Annotated in this window: 14 protein-coding genes and 3 pseudogenes; 6 read left to right on the top strand and 11 right to left on the bottom strand. The window is 38.6% G+C overall.

Annotated elements, in window-relative coordinates:
- Positions 1-98: 98 nt before the first annotated feature.
- From LZ575_RS13520 to LZ575_RS13530, 3 genes and pseudogenes are all read right to left on the bottom strand, one after another.
- Positions 99-911 carry a hypothetical protein gene (locus tag LZ575_RS13520; RefSeq protein ID WP_235325027.1) on the bottom strand — a complete coding sequence of 271 codons (813 nt, stop codon included), beginning with the start codon at positions 909-911 and terminating at the stop codon, positions 99-101.
- A 109-nt stretch (positions 912-1,020) separates the two neighbouring features.
- A pseudogene (locus LZ575_RS13525) lies at positions 1,021-2,558 on the bottom strand (glycine--tRNA ligase).
- A 102-nt stretch (positions 2,559-2,660) separates the two neighbouring features.
- Complete coding sequence (locus LZ575_RS13530) at positions 2,661-3,503, bottom strand: hypothetical protein (protein ID WP_235325028.1); 843 nt, start codon at positions 3,501-3,503, stop codon at positions 2,661-2,663.
- Between the two features lie 127 nt (positions 3,504-3,630).
- On the opposite strand from LZ575_RS13530, the gene LZ575_RS13535 reads away from it, so the two are divergent.
- From LZ575_RS13535 to LZ575_RS13545, 3 genes are read left to right on the top strand one after another with little or no spacing between them, the layout of a single operon-like run.
- A complete protein-coding gene (locus LZ575_RS13535; protein WP_311195793.1) occupies positions 3,631-4,248 on the top strand; it encodes a phosphoribosyltransferase family protein in 618 nt (205 codons plus the stop codon).
- Positions 4,249-4,290: 42 nt separating this feature from the next.
- Positions 4,291-5,001 (top strand): Ig-like domain-containing protein, encoded by a 711-nt coding sequence (locus tag LZ575_RS13540; protein ID WP_235325030.1) that lies wholly within the window; start codon positions 4,291-4,293, stop codon positions 4,999-5,001.
- A 34-nt stretch (positions 5,002-5,035) separates the two neighbouring features.
- A complete protein-coding gene (locus tag LZ575_RS13545) occupies positions 5,036-5,899 on the top strand; it encodes a hypothetical protein (protein WP_235325031.1) in 864 nt (287 codons plus the stop codon).
- On the opposite strand, the gene LZ575_RS13550 is transcribed toward LZ575_RS13545, so the two are convergent.
- Positions 5,889-6,515, bottom strand: a complete 627-nt coding sequence (locus LZ575_RS13550; protein ID WP_311195794.1) for a nitrilase-related carbon-nitrogen hydrolase — start codon at positions 6,513-6,515, stop codon at positions 5,889-5,891. The genes LZ575_RS13545 and LZ575_RS13550 overlap by 11 nt on opposite strands.
- Positions 6,512-6,667, bottom strand: coding sequence for a hypothetical protein (locus LZ575_RS23790; protein ID WP_311195795.1), 156 nt, complete (start codon positions 6,665-6,667; stop codon positions 6,512-6,514). The genes LZ575_RS13550 and LZ575_RS23790 overlap by 4 nt, the downstream gene beginning before the upstream one ends.
- A 98-nt stretch (positions 6,668-6,765) precedes the next feature.
- Here LZ575_RS23790 and LZ575_RS13555 point away from each other — a divergent pair, with 98 nt between their 5' ends.
- Positions 6,766-7,293 carry a DUF1440 domain-containing protein gene (locus tag LZ575_RS13555; protein WP_235325032.1) on the top strand — a complete coding sequence of 176 codons (528 nt, stop codon included), beginning with the start codon at positions 6,766-6,768 and terminating at the stop codon, positions 7,291-7,293.
- Here the strand turns inward: LZ575_RS13555 and LZ575_RS23795 are convergent.
- The 5 genes and pseudogenes from LZ575_RS23795 to LZ575_RS13575 all read right to left on the bottom strand — a co-directional run bounded on the left by LZ575_RS23795 (position 7,277) and on the right by LZ575_RS13575 (position 12,064).
- Positions 7,277-7,672 (bottom strand): aminotransferase class I/II-fold pyridoxal phosphate-dependent enzyme, encoded by a 396-nt coding sequence (locus tag LZ575_RS23795; RefSeq protein ID WP_311195796.1) that lies wholly within the window; start codon positions 7,670-7,672, stop codon positions 7,277-7,279. The two genes, LZ575_RS13555 and LZ575_RS23795, sit on opposite strands and share 17 nt — an antisense overlap.
- Positions 7,641-8,429, bottom strand: coding sequence for an aminotransferase class I/II-fold pyridoxal phosphate-dependent enzyme (locus LZ575_RS13560; protein WP_311195797.1), 789 nt, complete (start codon positions 8,427-8,429; stop codon positions 7,641-7,643). The genes LZ575_RS23795 and LZ575_RS13560 overlap by 32 nt, the downstream gene beginning before the upstream one ends.
- A 79-nt stretch (positions 8,430-8,508) precedes the next feature.
- Entirely contained in the window at positions 8,509-9,252 is a 744-nt protein-coding gene (locus LZ575_RS13565) for a succinate dehydrogenase/fumarate reductase iron-sulfur subunit (RefSeq protein ID WP_235325033.1), read from the bottom strand.
- An 86-nt stretch (positions 9,253-9,338) separates the two neighbouring features.
- Positions 9,339-11,344 (bottom strand): annotated as a pseudogene (locus tag LZ575_RS13570) (fumarate reductase/succinate dehydrogenase flavoprotein subunit).
- A gap of 3 nt (positions 11,345-11,347) precedes the next feature.
- Positions 11,348-12,064 carry a succinate dehydrogenase cytochrome b subunit gene (locus LZ575_RS13575; RefSeq protein WP_235325034.1) on the bottom strand — a complete coding sequence of 239 codons (717 nt, stop codon included), beginning with the start codon at positions 12,062-12,064 and terminating at the stop codon, positions 11,348-11,350.
- 259 nt (positions 12,065-12,323) lie between these two features.
- Here LZ575_RS13575 and LZ575_RS13580 point away from each other — a divergent pair.
- Together LZ575_RS13580 and LZ575_RS13585 are read left to right on the top strand one after the other, a co-directional pair.
- A pseudogene (locus tag LZ575_RS13580) lies at positions 12,324-13,248 on the top strand (DnaJ C-terminal domain-containing protein).
- Positions 13,245-13,550 (top strand): chaperone modulator CbpM, encoded by a 306-nt coding sequence (locus LZ575_RS13585; RefSeq protein WP_235325035.1) that lies wholly within the window; start codon positions 13,245-13,247, stop codon positions 13,548-13,550. Before LZ575_RS13580 ends, LZ575_RS13585 begins: the two are co-directional and overlap by 4 nt.
- 6 nt (positions 13,551-13,556) lie before the next feature.
- Here the strand turns inward: LZ575_RS13585 and LZ575_RS13590 are convergent, their stop codons facing one another.
- Entirely contained in the window at positions 13,557-14,132 is a 576-nt protein-coding gene (locus LZ575_RS13590) for a hypothetical protein (protein WP_235325036.1), read from the bottom strand.
- Positions 14,133-14,186 lie beyond the last annotated feature (54 nt).

Below are 14,186 nucleotides of genomic sequence, written 5' to 3' on the forward strand. Positions count from 1 at the left end.
ATTTTAAGATGATCAACCGAAACACCTGCCCAGGCATCGTCCTGTAGAAAAATTATATTTGCATTTCCCTGTGGAAGAGTCTCTCCTGTTGCATTAAACTAAGCCGGACTATAAAAACCATTTGTCCTGATTCCCGGAAGGGGAAATCCCACAATTTGTGCTGTTTGCCCCTGCAATATTGCATCCCGCTCCAAAACATAAACTACCTGGCTGGTATTCGCAGTTCTTGAATTCTTGTTGGTGGTAATATAATACCCGTCATGCCAAATAGAAATTTTTGGGTAATCGGGAAGTGCTCCATTTGTTGTAAACCTGTAGGTATACCAACCATCTGTAACGGGATTTGGCCCACGTGAGATCGCAAGTAAAAAACTTTCGGGGGTATCACTAAACTGGGTAATGAGGAATCTATCTGCAAACTCGTCATACGCAATTATGGGATCTCCTAAATCTTCATTTGTAAATTCTCCCCCCAGGCTTGCAAGAGAAGCCAGTTCTACAATTCTGTTTCCGGATTTATCGAAAATTGAAAAAGCTGAATTCCAGGCATTAACATAGTGATTTGGACCTGCAGCCCCGGTGGGATCTGAAGGTGTAGAACCCGTTACAGCCGCATCAAAAGAAAGTTGGGGAGCCTTACCGGGAATTTCACCTTTAAATGCCTGTCTTGTAGGATCTGCAGTTCTGGGAAAACCTTTTCCCGGAACCACCTGATTGATTCCTCTGTTCCTGGGGTTGACCAACTTAAATTCGGTAGAAGGCGGGATAAGTTTTTTCTTGGAAAGTGCAGCAGCAGGCACAGCCATTGCCGAATCTACATATACCGGAACTCTTTTCTCCCTTTGTTGCGCAGTTACCTGGAGCACCATGAATAGAATTATCGGGAACAGTAGCTTTCTATAAATATTCATATTCAATTAAGGATCAATTAAGTTCCTAAAAATAGGCATTTACCAAAAATTAAGAGAGGCAATTCGTATTTAAATTGCCTCTCTTTCAAAGTTAAATATTGCATAAATTTTATTTCATCCACCTCCTGAAATCGACCTCATCTTTTATAATTCGGGACAGATCTGAGATATTTACTCTTTTTTGCTCCATGCTATCTCTATATCGCACGGTCACGGTTCTATCTTCAAGTGATTCATGATCTACTGTTATACACAAAGGAGTACCTGCGGCATCCTGCCTGCGATACCTTCGCCCAATGGCATCTTTTTCATCATACTGTACCTGGAAATCCCATTTCAACTCCTCAAAGATTTCTGAAGCCATTTCTGGCAAACCATCCTTCTTTACTAAAGGTAAGATTGCCGCCTTTGTGGGAGCGAGAATGGCTTAAGCAGTTTTAATACTGTTCTGGAGGAACCGTCTTCGAGAGTTTCCTCCTGTAAGGCTGCTGAAAGAACAGCAAGAAACATCCTGTCCAAACCTATAGAGGTTTCAATTACGTAAGGCACGTAATTTTCGTTTAGGTCTGGATCAAAAAATCGAAGTTTTCTGCCTGAATGTTCTTCGTGGGCTTTAAGATCAAAGTCTGTTCGTGAGTGAATTCCCTCCAGCTCCTTAAATCCAAAAGGAAAGTCAAATTCAATATCTGCAGCTGCATTAGCGTAATGTGCGAGTTTATCGTGGTCATGGAATCTGTACTTTTCCTCACCAAGATTAAGAGAATAATGCCATTTTATTCTTTCTTCCTTCCAGTGCTCGTACCATTTCAATTCTTCCCCGGGCCTCACAAAGAATTGCATCTCCATCTGCTCAAATTCTCTCATTCTAAAAATAAATTGTCTTGCAACTATTTCATTTCTGAATGCTTTTCCTGTTTGAGCAATTCCAAAAGGAATTTTCATTCTCCCCGTTTTCTGAACATTTGAAAAATTGACAAATATTCCCTGGGCGGTTTCGGGTCTCAAATAAAGGTCAGAGGAAGAATCTGAAGACGCTCCTAATTTTGTACCAAACATCAGGTTGAATTGCCTAACATCAGTCCAGTTTTTAGAGCCTGTTTCAGGATCAGCAATCTCAAGTTCTTCAATTAAGGCTTTTACATCCTTAAGATCTTCTTTAGTAAGAGAGTCTCCAAGGCGCTTCAAAATAGCATCCCTTTCACTCATATATCTTTTAACCCGATCGTTGGTAGCCACAAACTGTTCCTCGTCAAAGGCATCGCCAAAGCGTTTTTTTGCTTTGTCAATTTCCTTTTGAGCCTTTTGCAGGATCTTTTCAGCATGATCTTCTACAAGGACATCGGCCCGATATCTTTTTTTGGAATCTTTATTGTCAATTAACGGGTCATTAAAAGCATCTACATGGCCCGAGGCTTTCCAGGTTTTAGGGTGCATAAGAATAGAAGCATCTAAACCTACGATGTTTTGATGCATTTGCACCATGCTTTTCCACCAGTAGTCCCTAATATTTTTCTTTAGTTCTGCCCCGTTTTGACCATAATCATAAACAGCACTTAAGCCATCATAGATTTCACTGGATGCGAAAATATACCCATACTCTTTTGCATGGGAAATAACGTTCTTAAAAAGATCTTCTTGTTTTGCCATAACGCAAAAATAAAAAAACCGCCCTGATATTAGTCAAGGCGGCTGCTTTAATTTATAATATCCTATTTAAGTGAAAATGAAGATGTGCCTATTAACTGTGGACTAAGCATATACATAAACCTTATATTCCCCCTCCATAAGTTTGTCTTTTTCTGTGTTAGCAAGTATACATACATCAAGTTCTTCGTTTTCATAGAAGATCTTTGAAGTGGCACTATATACCATTACTCCCCCATCATGTTGCACTGCGATTTGATCTCCAACCAATTCATTTTCAGGATTGTAAACCTGCACATACAAGGTCTTTTCTCCCGCCTCAGCTAATGCATTTTCAGTAATTGTAAAACAGGTACGAATCTGGTCGATACGCCTGGTACGATCATTTTCCACGAGACGTCCACTGTTTCTAACAATCACCCCCTCCCCACGAAGAGAAGTAACTTTTAACTGTGCAGCCCTGTCAACCTTAGTAGAAAGGTTTTGATTTGTTTGCTGCAGGGAATCTGCCATTCTTGTTCTTTGGGACAACACCATGTTTGTACTGTCTATTGCAGTCGTAAGCATCCTGTTTTGGTTGCTTAAGCTGTCTACCACTCTAAAAAGGCGATCCTTTTCACTCCGCAAAGCCCCAATTTCTCTTCTGTATCTGGAAATTAGAACCAGGTTTGCTTCAGCATCCTTAACAGAATCAAGTAATACAGCGATTCGTTGACGTGCATCTACAAGATTTTGATCCATTACTTCGTTCGTGGCAATGGCCTCGTCGTACTTTATAATAAGATCGTTAAGCTCGTCTTCTATTACAGCTTTTTCTCTTGTAAGGATTTCTTTATTTTCTTTTTCCTCATTATAAAATTTAACCGTGTAAATACCAAGAGCTATAAGAGCCACGGCTAAAATTCCGGTAAGGATTTTAAGTGCGGTATTACTTTTTTGTTCGGTCATAGTATATGTTAATTTAGTTTGTAAATTTATAGGATTCAGTAGGTAAGTTACAATTCATTAACAAATGTTTCACGATTTCCTCAATTTATTTTATCCTTCTCTATGCCAGATCTGCGAGAAAGAATTGTTGAAGAACGAAAGGATAATTTGTGTGGAATGTTTGCACGAGCTACCTGTTACCTCTTACCTGCCTAACAACGAGAATGATGTGAAAAAAGTATTTTATGGAAGGATTAAAGTTGAAGAAGCTGAAGCACTGCTAATTTTTCAGAAAAAAGGTTCGGTTCAAAAGCTTATTCATCAGTTAAAATACAGAGGGCAAAAGGAAATAGGAGGTTTTCTGGGGGAATGGATGGGAACAAACTTGAAGCAAGACAACAAATTTTCAGAAGCTGAAATAGTTATCCCTGTACCACTGCATAAAAAGAAGCTTAAAGCCAGGGGGTATAATCAGGTAGAAGGCTTTGGGAAGGAAATAAGTAAAGCCCTTCAAATACCTTATGTTGATAATGTGCTGCTTAAAACATCTCTTTCTACCACTCAAACAATTAAGACGAGACTTGCCCGTTGGGGAAATATCGAGGAAACTTTTGTTCTTGCTAATCCCGGTTTAATTAAAGATAAGCACGTATTAATAGTAGATGATCTAATAACCATAAGCTCTACCCTTGAGGCCTGCGCTACAGTTTTAAAACAAGCCGGGGGCGTTAAAATAAGTATTGCAACAATGGCAATCGCGGGGTAACATAGAAAAAAATCGTTTCTTTGCGCTAAAATTCAGTTATCTATGAAAAAGGGGTTACAGGTAATTTTCTTTCTTATAATTATCTTTTCTATGGCACAATGTGCTAAAAGAGGAACACCTACAGGAGGAGAAGTAGACACTGAACCACCTAAATTTTTAAGAGCAAGTCCTGAAAATTTTACCACCAACTTCAACCGGGAAGAAATAAATATATACTTTGATGAGTATATAAAACTGGAGAAACCACAGGAACAAATTATTATTTCCCCGCCCATTGATCCAAGACCGGAAATTACCCCCATGGGATCTCCCCGCAAGTATATTCGTATTAAATTAAACGACACCACACTCCAGGATAACACTACCTATGTTTTTAACTTTGGAAACAGTGTTGTTGATAACAATGAAGGAAATCCATTGCCATTTTTCAAATACGTTTTCTCCACAGGAAGTTATATTGATTCTTTAACCGTAACAGGTACGGTAAGTGATGCGTTCCTTCTGGAACCAGAACCTTTTATTTCTGTAATGCTTTATGAAAGAGACGAGAATTTTAGTGATTCTCTGGTATTTAAACAACAACCCCGATATATAACCAATACCCTTGACAGCCTGAGAACTTTTGAACTTACAAATCTCAAGGAAGGCACCTACCAACTGGTTGCGGTAAAAGACAGAAATAACGACTACAAATACAATCCCGGAAAGGAAAAGATCGCATTTATAAATGAACCTATGAACTATTCCTACTGACACTACTTATAATCTCATTCTTTTTTCTGAAATATTGCCTTTTCAACCGGAAAGACCGAAGCAATTATCTGGCAATAAACTTTTAATTGGCTATAGAGGTACTATTAATCCAGATAGCCTTAAAATTGAACCAATTAGCAGCGTTCCGGAGAATTTTGAATACAAATTCACCAAAGTGCCGGACAAAGATAGTTTGCATGTGTGGACAAAGCCTCTTCTGGAAATGGATAGCATCAGGTTTAAATTAATAGCACCAAATAGAACAGATACGCTCTTTACGAGAATAAACAAAATGCCTGCCGACACTTTATTAGTAAACACTGAACCTTCAGGTAACCTGGACTTTAATAGTCCTGTCGTTTTCAAACCCAGTACACCTATAGAAGAGTTTAACGAAGATCTTATCACTTTGATCAACAAGGATTCGTTAAGTGTTGAATTTTCTTCGGAAGTAAGGCCGGATAATTCGGTAGCACTTCGGTTTCCAAAGGATGAAAATCAGACCTATAATTTGTTGGCACTCCCGGGAACTATAACTGATATTTATGGCTCCACCAGTGACACTATTAAAAAGTCCTTTAAAACAAGACCCTTTGCAGACTTTGCAAACCTTACTGTCAATCTTCAGAATGTAAAAAGTTATCCCGTTATTGTTCAGCTAACCGATGAAAAAGGAGCTGTTAAAGCTGAAAAATATTCCACAGGGGAAAGCAGCCTGAGATTTGAATTTCTAACACCGGGGAAATACCTTCTCAGGGCAATCTACGATGTTAACGAGAATGGAAAATGGGATACAGGTAATTATCTTGAAAAGCGCAAACCTGAAGAGATAATTTATTTACCGGAACCTTTAGATATAAGACCTAACTGGGATATGACAGAACCATTTAGTTTATAGAAAAGCTGTCCCTGTCTTGCAGAAATTTAAGTTTGCTCCTGGTTTCTACTAAACTCTCTTTATCTATTGTAACAACCTCAGTAAATTCTATTTGTCTGTGGGTATTAAAAAGATTTTTTCCAAGGCAGTCATAAACTGCTGTGTGCCCATTATACCTGTATTCATTCCCGTCTACCCCGGTACGGTTTATTCCTATGCACCATGACATATTTTCTATAGCCCTTGCCTGTAAAAGCACATCCCAGGCATGTATTCTGGTTTCTGGCCAGTTAGCCACGTAAATTAGCAAATCATAGTCTTCAGTATTTCTGGACCACACGGGAAAGCGTAGATCATAACATATAAGGGGGCAAATTCTCCAACCTTTGTAATCTACCAGTAACTTTTTTTCCCCGGCAGTATAAGTTTCATCTTCCTTAGCAAGAGTAAAGGTGTGCCTTTTATCATAGGTTTCATAAGCACCATCGGGGAAAACGAAATACAACCTGTTGTAGTATTTCCCGGCATCTTCCACAATTAAGCTTCCGGTTATTGCAGTATCCCTTGTTCTCGCTACATTTTGCATCCATTGAAGAGCAGGTCCATTAGTAGGTTCAGCAAGATTAGAAGCATTCATCGAAAAGCTGTAGAAAACATTTCGGGCAAAATAATAAGGTCCACATCTTCCTGTATCTGTTCAATTTTTTCAGAAAAAACATCTAAATTTTTAGCGATGTTTTCCCATGCCAGGTCAACCTGAACAACAGCAATTTTTAAATTTTTCTCCATATGTAAATTTAAAAAAAATAAAACGGCCTCTCCTAAATACTTGTTAAATGGTTTGCTTTAAAAAGGATTATAAATAGCTTTATTCAAAATTAAAATATATGAAATCTACTAGTTTTTTCAGCCAGGACAACTATATCTCGAGCACTTCCAGAGGTTTGATCTCAGGAGTAATTGGAGGATTTGCGGGAACAGTAGTTAAAAGTCTTGTAGAGAGATTTCTTCCGGTGCGAAAGATCAATCAAAGATCTGCACAAATTAAAGTTTTAGACGATATTTCAACTAAACTTACCGGGAGCCCTATAAGCCTTGAAAATGAAGCCCTGGCAGAACAGTTTGTAAACCTTCCTTTAGGAGCAAGTGTTGGAGCTGCTTATGGCTATGGCAAAAGAAACAAAGATGCCTACAATATTAGCGACGGGGTAATTCTTGGAGCCTCTACCTGGTTTTCTACACACGAGACTTCCTTACCCTTAATGGGCCTTGACAAAAAACCTACAGATGTATCTGTTGGGACACAGGCGAGTGAATTACTCGTACACGTTCTCTTTGGAATTACTACTGAAGTAGTTCGAAGCGCGGTCAATGAAAAATTAAAAAACGGTAACAGGTTTAGATCCCGTTCATAATATCGGCGGCCTTTTTAAGAGTTTCCTCTGTTTTTGCAAAACAAAACCTCAACTGTTTGTTGTCACTGTTGTTTATGTTAAAAACTGAAACAGGTATGGTTGCAAGCTTGAAGTCCTTTACAAGTAGTCCGGCAAAATCTACATCTTTTTCATCGGTAATTTGGGAATAATCCAATAACTGAAAATAGGTGCCGGAAGAGGGAATCCCTTTAAACTTGCTATCCTTAATCAACTCCAGAAATCGGTCTCTTTTTTGCTGATAGAAAGCACCTAAATTTAAATAATGGTCGGGGTTTTTGAGATATTCAGCATAAGCAATTTGCATGGGATGATTAATGCAGAAAACTTCAAACTGGTGCACTTTTCGTATCTCTGCCATTAATTCTTTTGGAGCCACGCAATACCCGGTTTTCCAGCTTGTTGTGAAAAGTTTTTCCAAAGGAAGCGCAGATAATGCTTCTGGAGGAAAGCTCTGGGAAAAGAGCTGCGCTTTGGTGGGATTTTCCGTCAAACACCAGGTGTTCATACACCTCATCGCTAAGAACTATAATATTCGTATCCTTCAGTATTTTCTCCAATTGTTCCATGTCTTCTTTCTGAAGAATTGTTCCCGTGGGATTATGAGGGGTATTAATAATTATCATTCTTGTTTTTGAAGAAATCTTTTCCTCCACTTCCTGCCAGTCGATATTGTAATTTTCACCTTTCAGCTGAATTAAAACAGGTACTCCTCCATTTAGTTTTATCGAAGGTTCATAGCTGTCATAGGCAGGTTTAAAAACTATAACCTCATCATCTTTATGTACAAAAGCAGAAATAGCAGCATATAGAGCTTGTGTCGCTCCATTTGTGAGAGTCACCTCGGTAACGGGATCATACTTCCTGGAATACAGACTGAATAACTTTTTACAGATTTCTTCCCTAAGTTCCAGCACACCAGCCATAGGAGCATATTGATTAAATCCATTTTTCATTGCTTTATCAACCAGCTCTTTTAGACTTTCATCAGTCTCAAAATTGGGAAAACCCTGTGATAGATCTACCGCCTTATGATGGTTGGCAAGTTTGCTCATGGAAGAAAAAATACTCTCCTCCTGATTTGGAAGTTTTGATGGCGGAACTGAAAATTGTCTCATTCTTTTTTTTAAAAAGATGCACAAAAAATCCCGGACTTCAAAGCCCGGGATTACAATATAATTATCTTAAATTTTAATTTTAAAGAACGCTGGCTTTCATATATTCCCTGTTAAGCCTTGCGATGTTCTCTAAAGAAATGCCCTTTGGGCATTCAATTTCACAGGCGCTAGTATTGGTACAGTTACCAAATCCTTCTTTATCCATTTGTTCCACCATCGCCAAAACTCTTTGACTGGCTTCCACCTGGCCTTGTGGCAACAACGCAAACTGGCTTACCCTTGCCGAAGTAAACAACATGGCACTCGCATTTTTACATGCTGCTACACAAGCTCCACACTGTATGCAGGTAGCTGCGAAGAAAGAAGCATCTGCATCTTCTTTAGGAATAGGAATGGCATTTGCATCCTGGGTATTACCAGAAGTATTTACTGATATATAACCTCCCGCCTGTTGAATCCTCTCCAAGGCACTTCGATCTACAATTAAATCCTTAATTACAGGAAAAGCCTTAGCCCTAAATGGTTCAACTACTATCGTATCACCGTCTTTAAACCTTCTCATGTGCAACTGGCAGGTCGCAACTCCAGTATCAGGTCCATGGGGTTCACCGTTAATTTGTAAGGAGCAGGAACCGCAAATTCCTTCCCTGCAATCGTGGTCAAATTCTATAGTCTCTTCACCTTTTTCTACAAGCTGCTCATTAAGAACATCCATCATTTCCAGAAAAGACTGGTCAGGATCAACACCAGCTATAGGGTAAGTAACTATTTGTCCTTTATCTGCAGCGCTTTTCTGGCGCCATACTTTTAGCGTAAGATTCATGGGTGTTATGGTATTGAGTAATGAGCAGTGAGTAGTGAGTAGTTGGTCCAGATGGAGCTAAATACTGTTTCCTCAATTCTCATATCTTATTTATAGCTTCTCGTTTTTACTTCAATAAATTCATATTCGAGCTCTTCTTTATGAAGCACTGCATCGGCTGGTTCACCTGTGTATTCCCAGGCAGCTACATACATAAAGTTTTCATCATCACGTAGTGCTTCTCCTTCTTCAGTTTGGTATTCTTCTCTAAAGTGTCCTCCACAAGACTCATCCCTATGCAGCGCATCTTTGGCGAACAACTCTCCTAATTCAAGAAAATCGGCTACTCTTCCTGCTTTTTCAAGTTCAGCATTCTTAGTATTTGCTCCACCCGGAATACGTACATCTCTCCAAAATTCTTCTCGTAAAGCCTTAATTTCTGAAATTGCCTCTTTTAAATTAGATGCATTTCTGGACATTCCAACTTTATCCCACATGATTTTTCCTAATCTTTTGTGGAAGTGGTCAACAGATTTAGTTCCGTTATTAGAAACAAATTTCTCAATTCTCTGGCGAACATTATTTTCTGCTTCTTCAAATTCAGGAAGATCGGTTGAAATCTTTCCGGTTCTAATATCTTTCGAAAGATAATCTCCAATGGTATATGGAAGTACAAAATAACCATCAGCAAGACCCTGCATTAATGCCGATGCTCCTAAACGGTTGGCCCCGTGATCAGAGAAATTGGCCTCACCTGTACAGAAACATCCGGGAATAGTAGTCTCAAGGTTGTAATCAACCCAGATACCTCCCATTGTATAATGCACTGCAGGATAAATCATCATTGGTGTTTCATACGGATTTTGATCCACGATCTTCTCATACATCTCAAACAGGTTTCCATATTTTGCCTCTACCACAGCTTTTCCAAGCTCCTTAATCTGCTCATCTGTAGCATTTGTAAGGTGCTGAGTGTTTGCAGCTTCCTGACCGTACCGTATAAAAGCTGAGCCAAAGTCAAGATATACTGCTTCTCCCGTTTTATTTACACCATAACTAGCGTCACAACGTTCCTTAGCTGCTCTTGAAGCCACATCCCGGGGAACCAGGTTACCAAAAGCAGGATATCTTCTTTCCAGATAATAATCCCTGTCCTCTTCTTTTATTTGAGTCGGCTTTAATTTTCCGGCCCTTATTGCCTCTGCATCTTCTTTTTTCTTTGGCACCCAGATCCTTCCATCATTCCGAAGAGATTCACTCATTAAAGTCAATTTTGACTGATGTTCACCGGAAACAGGAATACAGGTAGGGTGTATTTGTGTAAAACAAGGGTTAGCGAAATAGGCTCCTTTTTTATGTATTTTCCAGGTTGCGGTAACATTACTTCCCATTGCGTTTGTGGAAAGGAAAAACACATTGCCATATCCGCCCGAAGCAATAACAACTGCGTGAGCACTATGTCTTTCTATTTCTCCTGTTATGAGATTTCTTGCAATAATACCCCGGGCTTTTCCATCTACGATCACAAGATCAAGCATCTCGTGTCTTGTATAAGACTGGATCTTTCCACGGTTTATTTGGCGGTTCATTGCAGAATACGCTCCCAATAATAACTGCTGCCCGGTTTGACCTTTAGCATAAAATGTTCTTGAAACCAAAACACCACCAAAGGATCTATTGTCAAGCATTCCACCGTATTCTCTGGCAAAAGGAACACCTTGTGCAACACATTGGTCAATTATATTGGCTGAAACTTCAGCAAGGCGATATACATTTCCTTCACGGGAACGGTAATCTCCTCCTTTTATCGTATCGTAGAACAACGATAGGAATTTGAATCCCCGTCACCCTGATAATTCTTGGCTGCATTAATTCCACCCTGTGCCGCAATAGAGTGGGCACGACGTGGAGAATCCTGGTAGCAGAAGGTTTTTACGTTGTAGCCAAGTTCTGCAAGAGTAGCAGCTGCACTACCACCCGCAAGACCAGTACCTACCATTATAACATCTATGTTTCTTTTATTGGCAGGATTAACAAGGTTGATCTCGTTTTTATGTTTGGTCCACTTATCCTCCAATGGGCCTTTGGGTATTTTTGATTCTAGTATTCCCATAGCTTAAATTTTATCTAGTACGAAGTATATATAAACAGGGATAACAGCGAACGCCAAAGGAACTAATATTGAGAAAGCATATCCAAATTTTCTAATAAATCCGTTGTAATTCGGGTGATTAACCCCTAAAGATTGAAATCCGCTGGCGAAACCGTGCTTAAGGTGAAAAGCAATGGCGGCCATTGAGATAACATAAATAATCACAAAAAGGAGTCCATAATCAGGATCCTGAAACGTTTCAATTGTAAGCGTGTAAAGATCTTTTACCTCTGCACCACTTGCAGTCTCGTAGATGGTATGATCTAAACCTCCAAATTTCATTTTTGCCCAAAGCGCATTCATGTGAAGAACGATAAATGCAAAAATCACTGTTCCCAATAAGCCCATATTCCTGGAGGACCAGGTAGAGTTTGCTGAGGGTTTATACCGTACATAACCTTTGGGTCTGGCCTTATTGTTATTGATCGTTAAAATCACCCCATCTATAGCATGAAAAAGTATACTAAGATAGGTGACATAAGAAAGGATCATAATTAAAGGATTGGTGGTCATAAAAAGACCATACTCATTAAATTGATCTCTTGTAGCCTCACTTACCGGGAGCAATAATTGAAGATTCCCAAGAAGATGGCCAACTAAAAATGTGCAAAGGAAGAGGCCCGTGAAAGCCATCCAGTATTTTTTTGCTAAAGATGACTTTAATAGCGCAGATTTTGCCATAAAAAATTTAAGATTTGATAAAGTGTCACAAAAATACACCTCCTAAGACTTTTGGACAACTTTAATATTAATTAAAGTTCAATTTAGAACTAATTTAAAAAACCTTTATAAGCTGTTGAAGCAAATCTACCAATGAGGCAGATACAGCCTCATATATAAATTCGCTAATGATGTGACCAACAAAAGATTTTAATTAAACCGGGAATGGGAAAAACATCGGGAAAAATGTAACTTAGTACTATAATTTTTACTCAGTTTTATGGATTTTATAGACTATTACAAAGTCCTGGAATTAGACAAATCTGCTTCCCAGGCAGATATTAAAAAAGCTTACCGCAAGCTGGCAAGAAAATATCATCCTGACTTAAACCCAAATGACAAAAGCGCACAGGCGCGGTTTCAACAAATTAATGAAGCCCACGAAGTTTTAATCGATCCTGAAAAAAGGAAAAAATATGATCAATACGGAAAGGACTGGCAGCATGCTGAGCAGTATGAACAGGCGAAGAAACAACAGCAAAACCAGAGACAATATTCCGGCGGATTTGGCGGCGGGTTTGGCAGCGGAGCAGAATATTCCGGAAATTTTGATGATGACACTTTTTCAGACTTTTTCGAGCAAATGTTCGGCGGGGGCGCCAGATCACAAGGAACCGGAAGAAATCCACAATTCAAAGGCCAGGACTTTAATGCTGAACTTCAGCTTAATTTATCAGATGTTTATTCCAGCCAGAAACAAACCCTGACAATTAATGGAAAAAATATTAGGTTAACCATTCCTGCGGGAGTAGAAAACGGTCAGACTATTAAAATAAAAGGCCACGGAGGACCCGGAATGCAGGGTGGACCTAACGGAGATCTTTTTATTACTTTTAATATAGTAAACAACACCTCTTTTAAAAGGGAAAAAGAAAACCTTTACAGCACCGTAGAAATCGACCTCTACACGGCATTACTGGGAGGAGAAATTACTGTAGACACTTTTGATGGTAAAGTTAAATTAACAGTAAAGCCGGAAACTCAAACTGGCACCCAGGTGAAGCTCAAAGGAAAAGGTTTTCCAAAATATAAAAAGGACAACCAGTTTGGTGACCTTTATATTAGCTACCATGTCAAAATGCCTAAAAAATCTCTCTGCCAGAGAAAAGGAATTGTTTAAGGAATTACAAAACCTACGATCATGAAATTAGAAGGATTAGTATCTACAGAAGAATTGTGCTCAAGGTACAGGGTTGAAAGAACTTTTATTTCATCCCTTTATGAAAGCGGATTAATTGAAGTTGTAACCATAGAGCAAAAAGAATATGTTCATCACGATAAGATAAGGGACTTTGAGAAAATGCATCGGCTGCATTACGATCTTAATATTAATCTGGAAGGCATGGAAGCAGTACAACATTTACTTCAACAACTTAAGAAACTCCAAAAACAAAACTTACAGCTGCGTAACCTAAGCTCCATATATATGAAGAAGAGTAGCAGGTAAATTTAATTATGGATTTAATTTCAAAAATCCATTGATCATAAATTTGGATTGATCATCTATAACTTCTTTGTTATCATTAAATAATCTTTGAGCTTCTACTTTATATTCTAATTTGCCAGAAATCAAATAGGCCCTTTTCAAATAATCTATTGACAAAACAATATCTTTCCTAATTAATTCCGACATTAAAGAGTAGTGTTCTTCTCGCTCCGTCACATTTTCAAAAAATTTATTCAGATTGGCTTGAAACTTATCATCAAATGACACATATTCTGTTCTAACGAAATCTGAAGGAATTTGGAAATCACGAGATTTTATAACAATACTTTCTTTTCCTAAAGCATCCAAAATCCCTAATTCGTAAAAAATATTTGCAACCGTAGTTAGCTTCATTTCTTCTGTTAAAATTGCAATTCCGACAGGCACCGCTAAAATCTGCTTCCATATCTTTTCTAAAAAATCTCCACCCGTTACATACGAGCTGGCGTCAATCTCTCGAAAATTAATTGATATTAAAAACTCACTAATTGCCGTACGTATTTCTTTTAATTGTGTGGAAGGATTGCCTCCTAATTGAGTCATAATAAAACAACTTCGAGGCTGGTATTTTATAGACGAGGTAAATACTTCACCATT

Source organism: Antarcticibacterium sp. 1MA-6-2 (genome assembly GCF_021535135.1).
Lineage (GTDB): Bacteria > Bacteroidota > Bacteroidia > Flavobacteriales > Flavobacteriaceae > Gillisia.

Excerpts from the sequence above, each read along its gene's own strand:
- LZ575_RS13560 (WP_311195797.1), bottom strand. The coding sequence starts at position 8,429 with ATGAGACAATTTTCAGTTCCGCCATCAAAACTTCCAAATCAGGAGGAG.
- LZ575_RS13555 (WP_235325032.1), top strand. The coding sequence starts at position 6,766 with ATGAAATCTACTAGTTTTTTCAGCCAGGACAACTATATCTCGAGCACT.
- LZ575_RS13520 (WP_235325027.1), bottom strand. The coding sequence starts at position 911 with ATGAATATTTATAGAAAGCTACTGTTCCCGATAATTCTATTCATGGTG.
- LZ575_RS13530 (WP_235325028.1), bottom strand. The coding sequence starts at position 3,503 with ATGACCGAACAAAAAAGTAATACCGCACTTAAAATCCTTACCGGAATT.
- LZ575_RS13550 (WP_311195794.1), bottom strand. The coding sequence starts at position 6,515 with ATGAATGCTTCTAATCTTGCTGAACCTACTAATGGACCTGCTCTTCAA.
- LZ575_RS13540 (WP_235325030.1), top strand. The coding sequence starts at position 4,291 with ATGAAAAAGGGGTTACAGGTAATTTTCTTTCTTATAATTATCTTTTCT.
- LZ575_RS13585 (WP_235325035.1), top strand. The coding sequence starts at position 13,245 with ATGAAATTAGAAGGATTAGTATCTACAGAAGAATTGTGCTCAAGGTAC.
- LZ575_RS13590 (WP_235325036.1), bottom strand. The coding sequence starts at position 14,132 with ATGACTCAATTAGGAGGCAATCCTTCCACACAATTAAAAGAAATACGT.
- LZ575_RS13575 (WP_235325034.1), bottom strand. The coding sequence starts at position 12,064 with ATGGCAAAATCTGCGCTATTAAAGTCATCTTTAGCAAAAAAATACTGG.
- LZ575_RS23790 (WP_311195795.1), bottom strand. The coding sequence starts at position 6,667 with ATGGAGAAAAATTTAAAAATTGCTGTTGTTCAGGTTGACCTGGCATGG.
- LZ575_RS23795 (WP_311195796.1), bottom strand. The coding sequence starts at position 7,672 with ATGGCAGAGATACGAAAAGTGCACCAGTTTGAAGTTTTCTGCATTAAT.
- LZ575_RS13565 (WP_235325033.1), bottom strand. The coding sequence starts at position 9,252 with ATGAATCTTACGCTAAAAGTATGGCGCCAGAAAAGCGCTGCAGATAAA.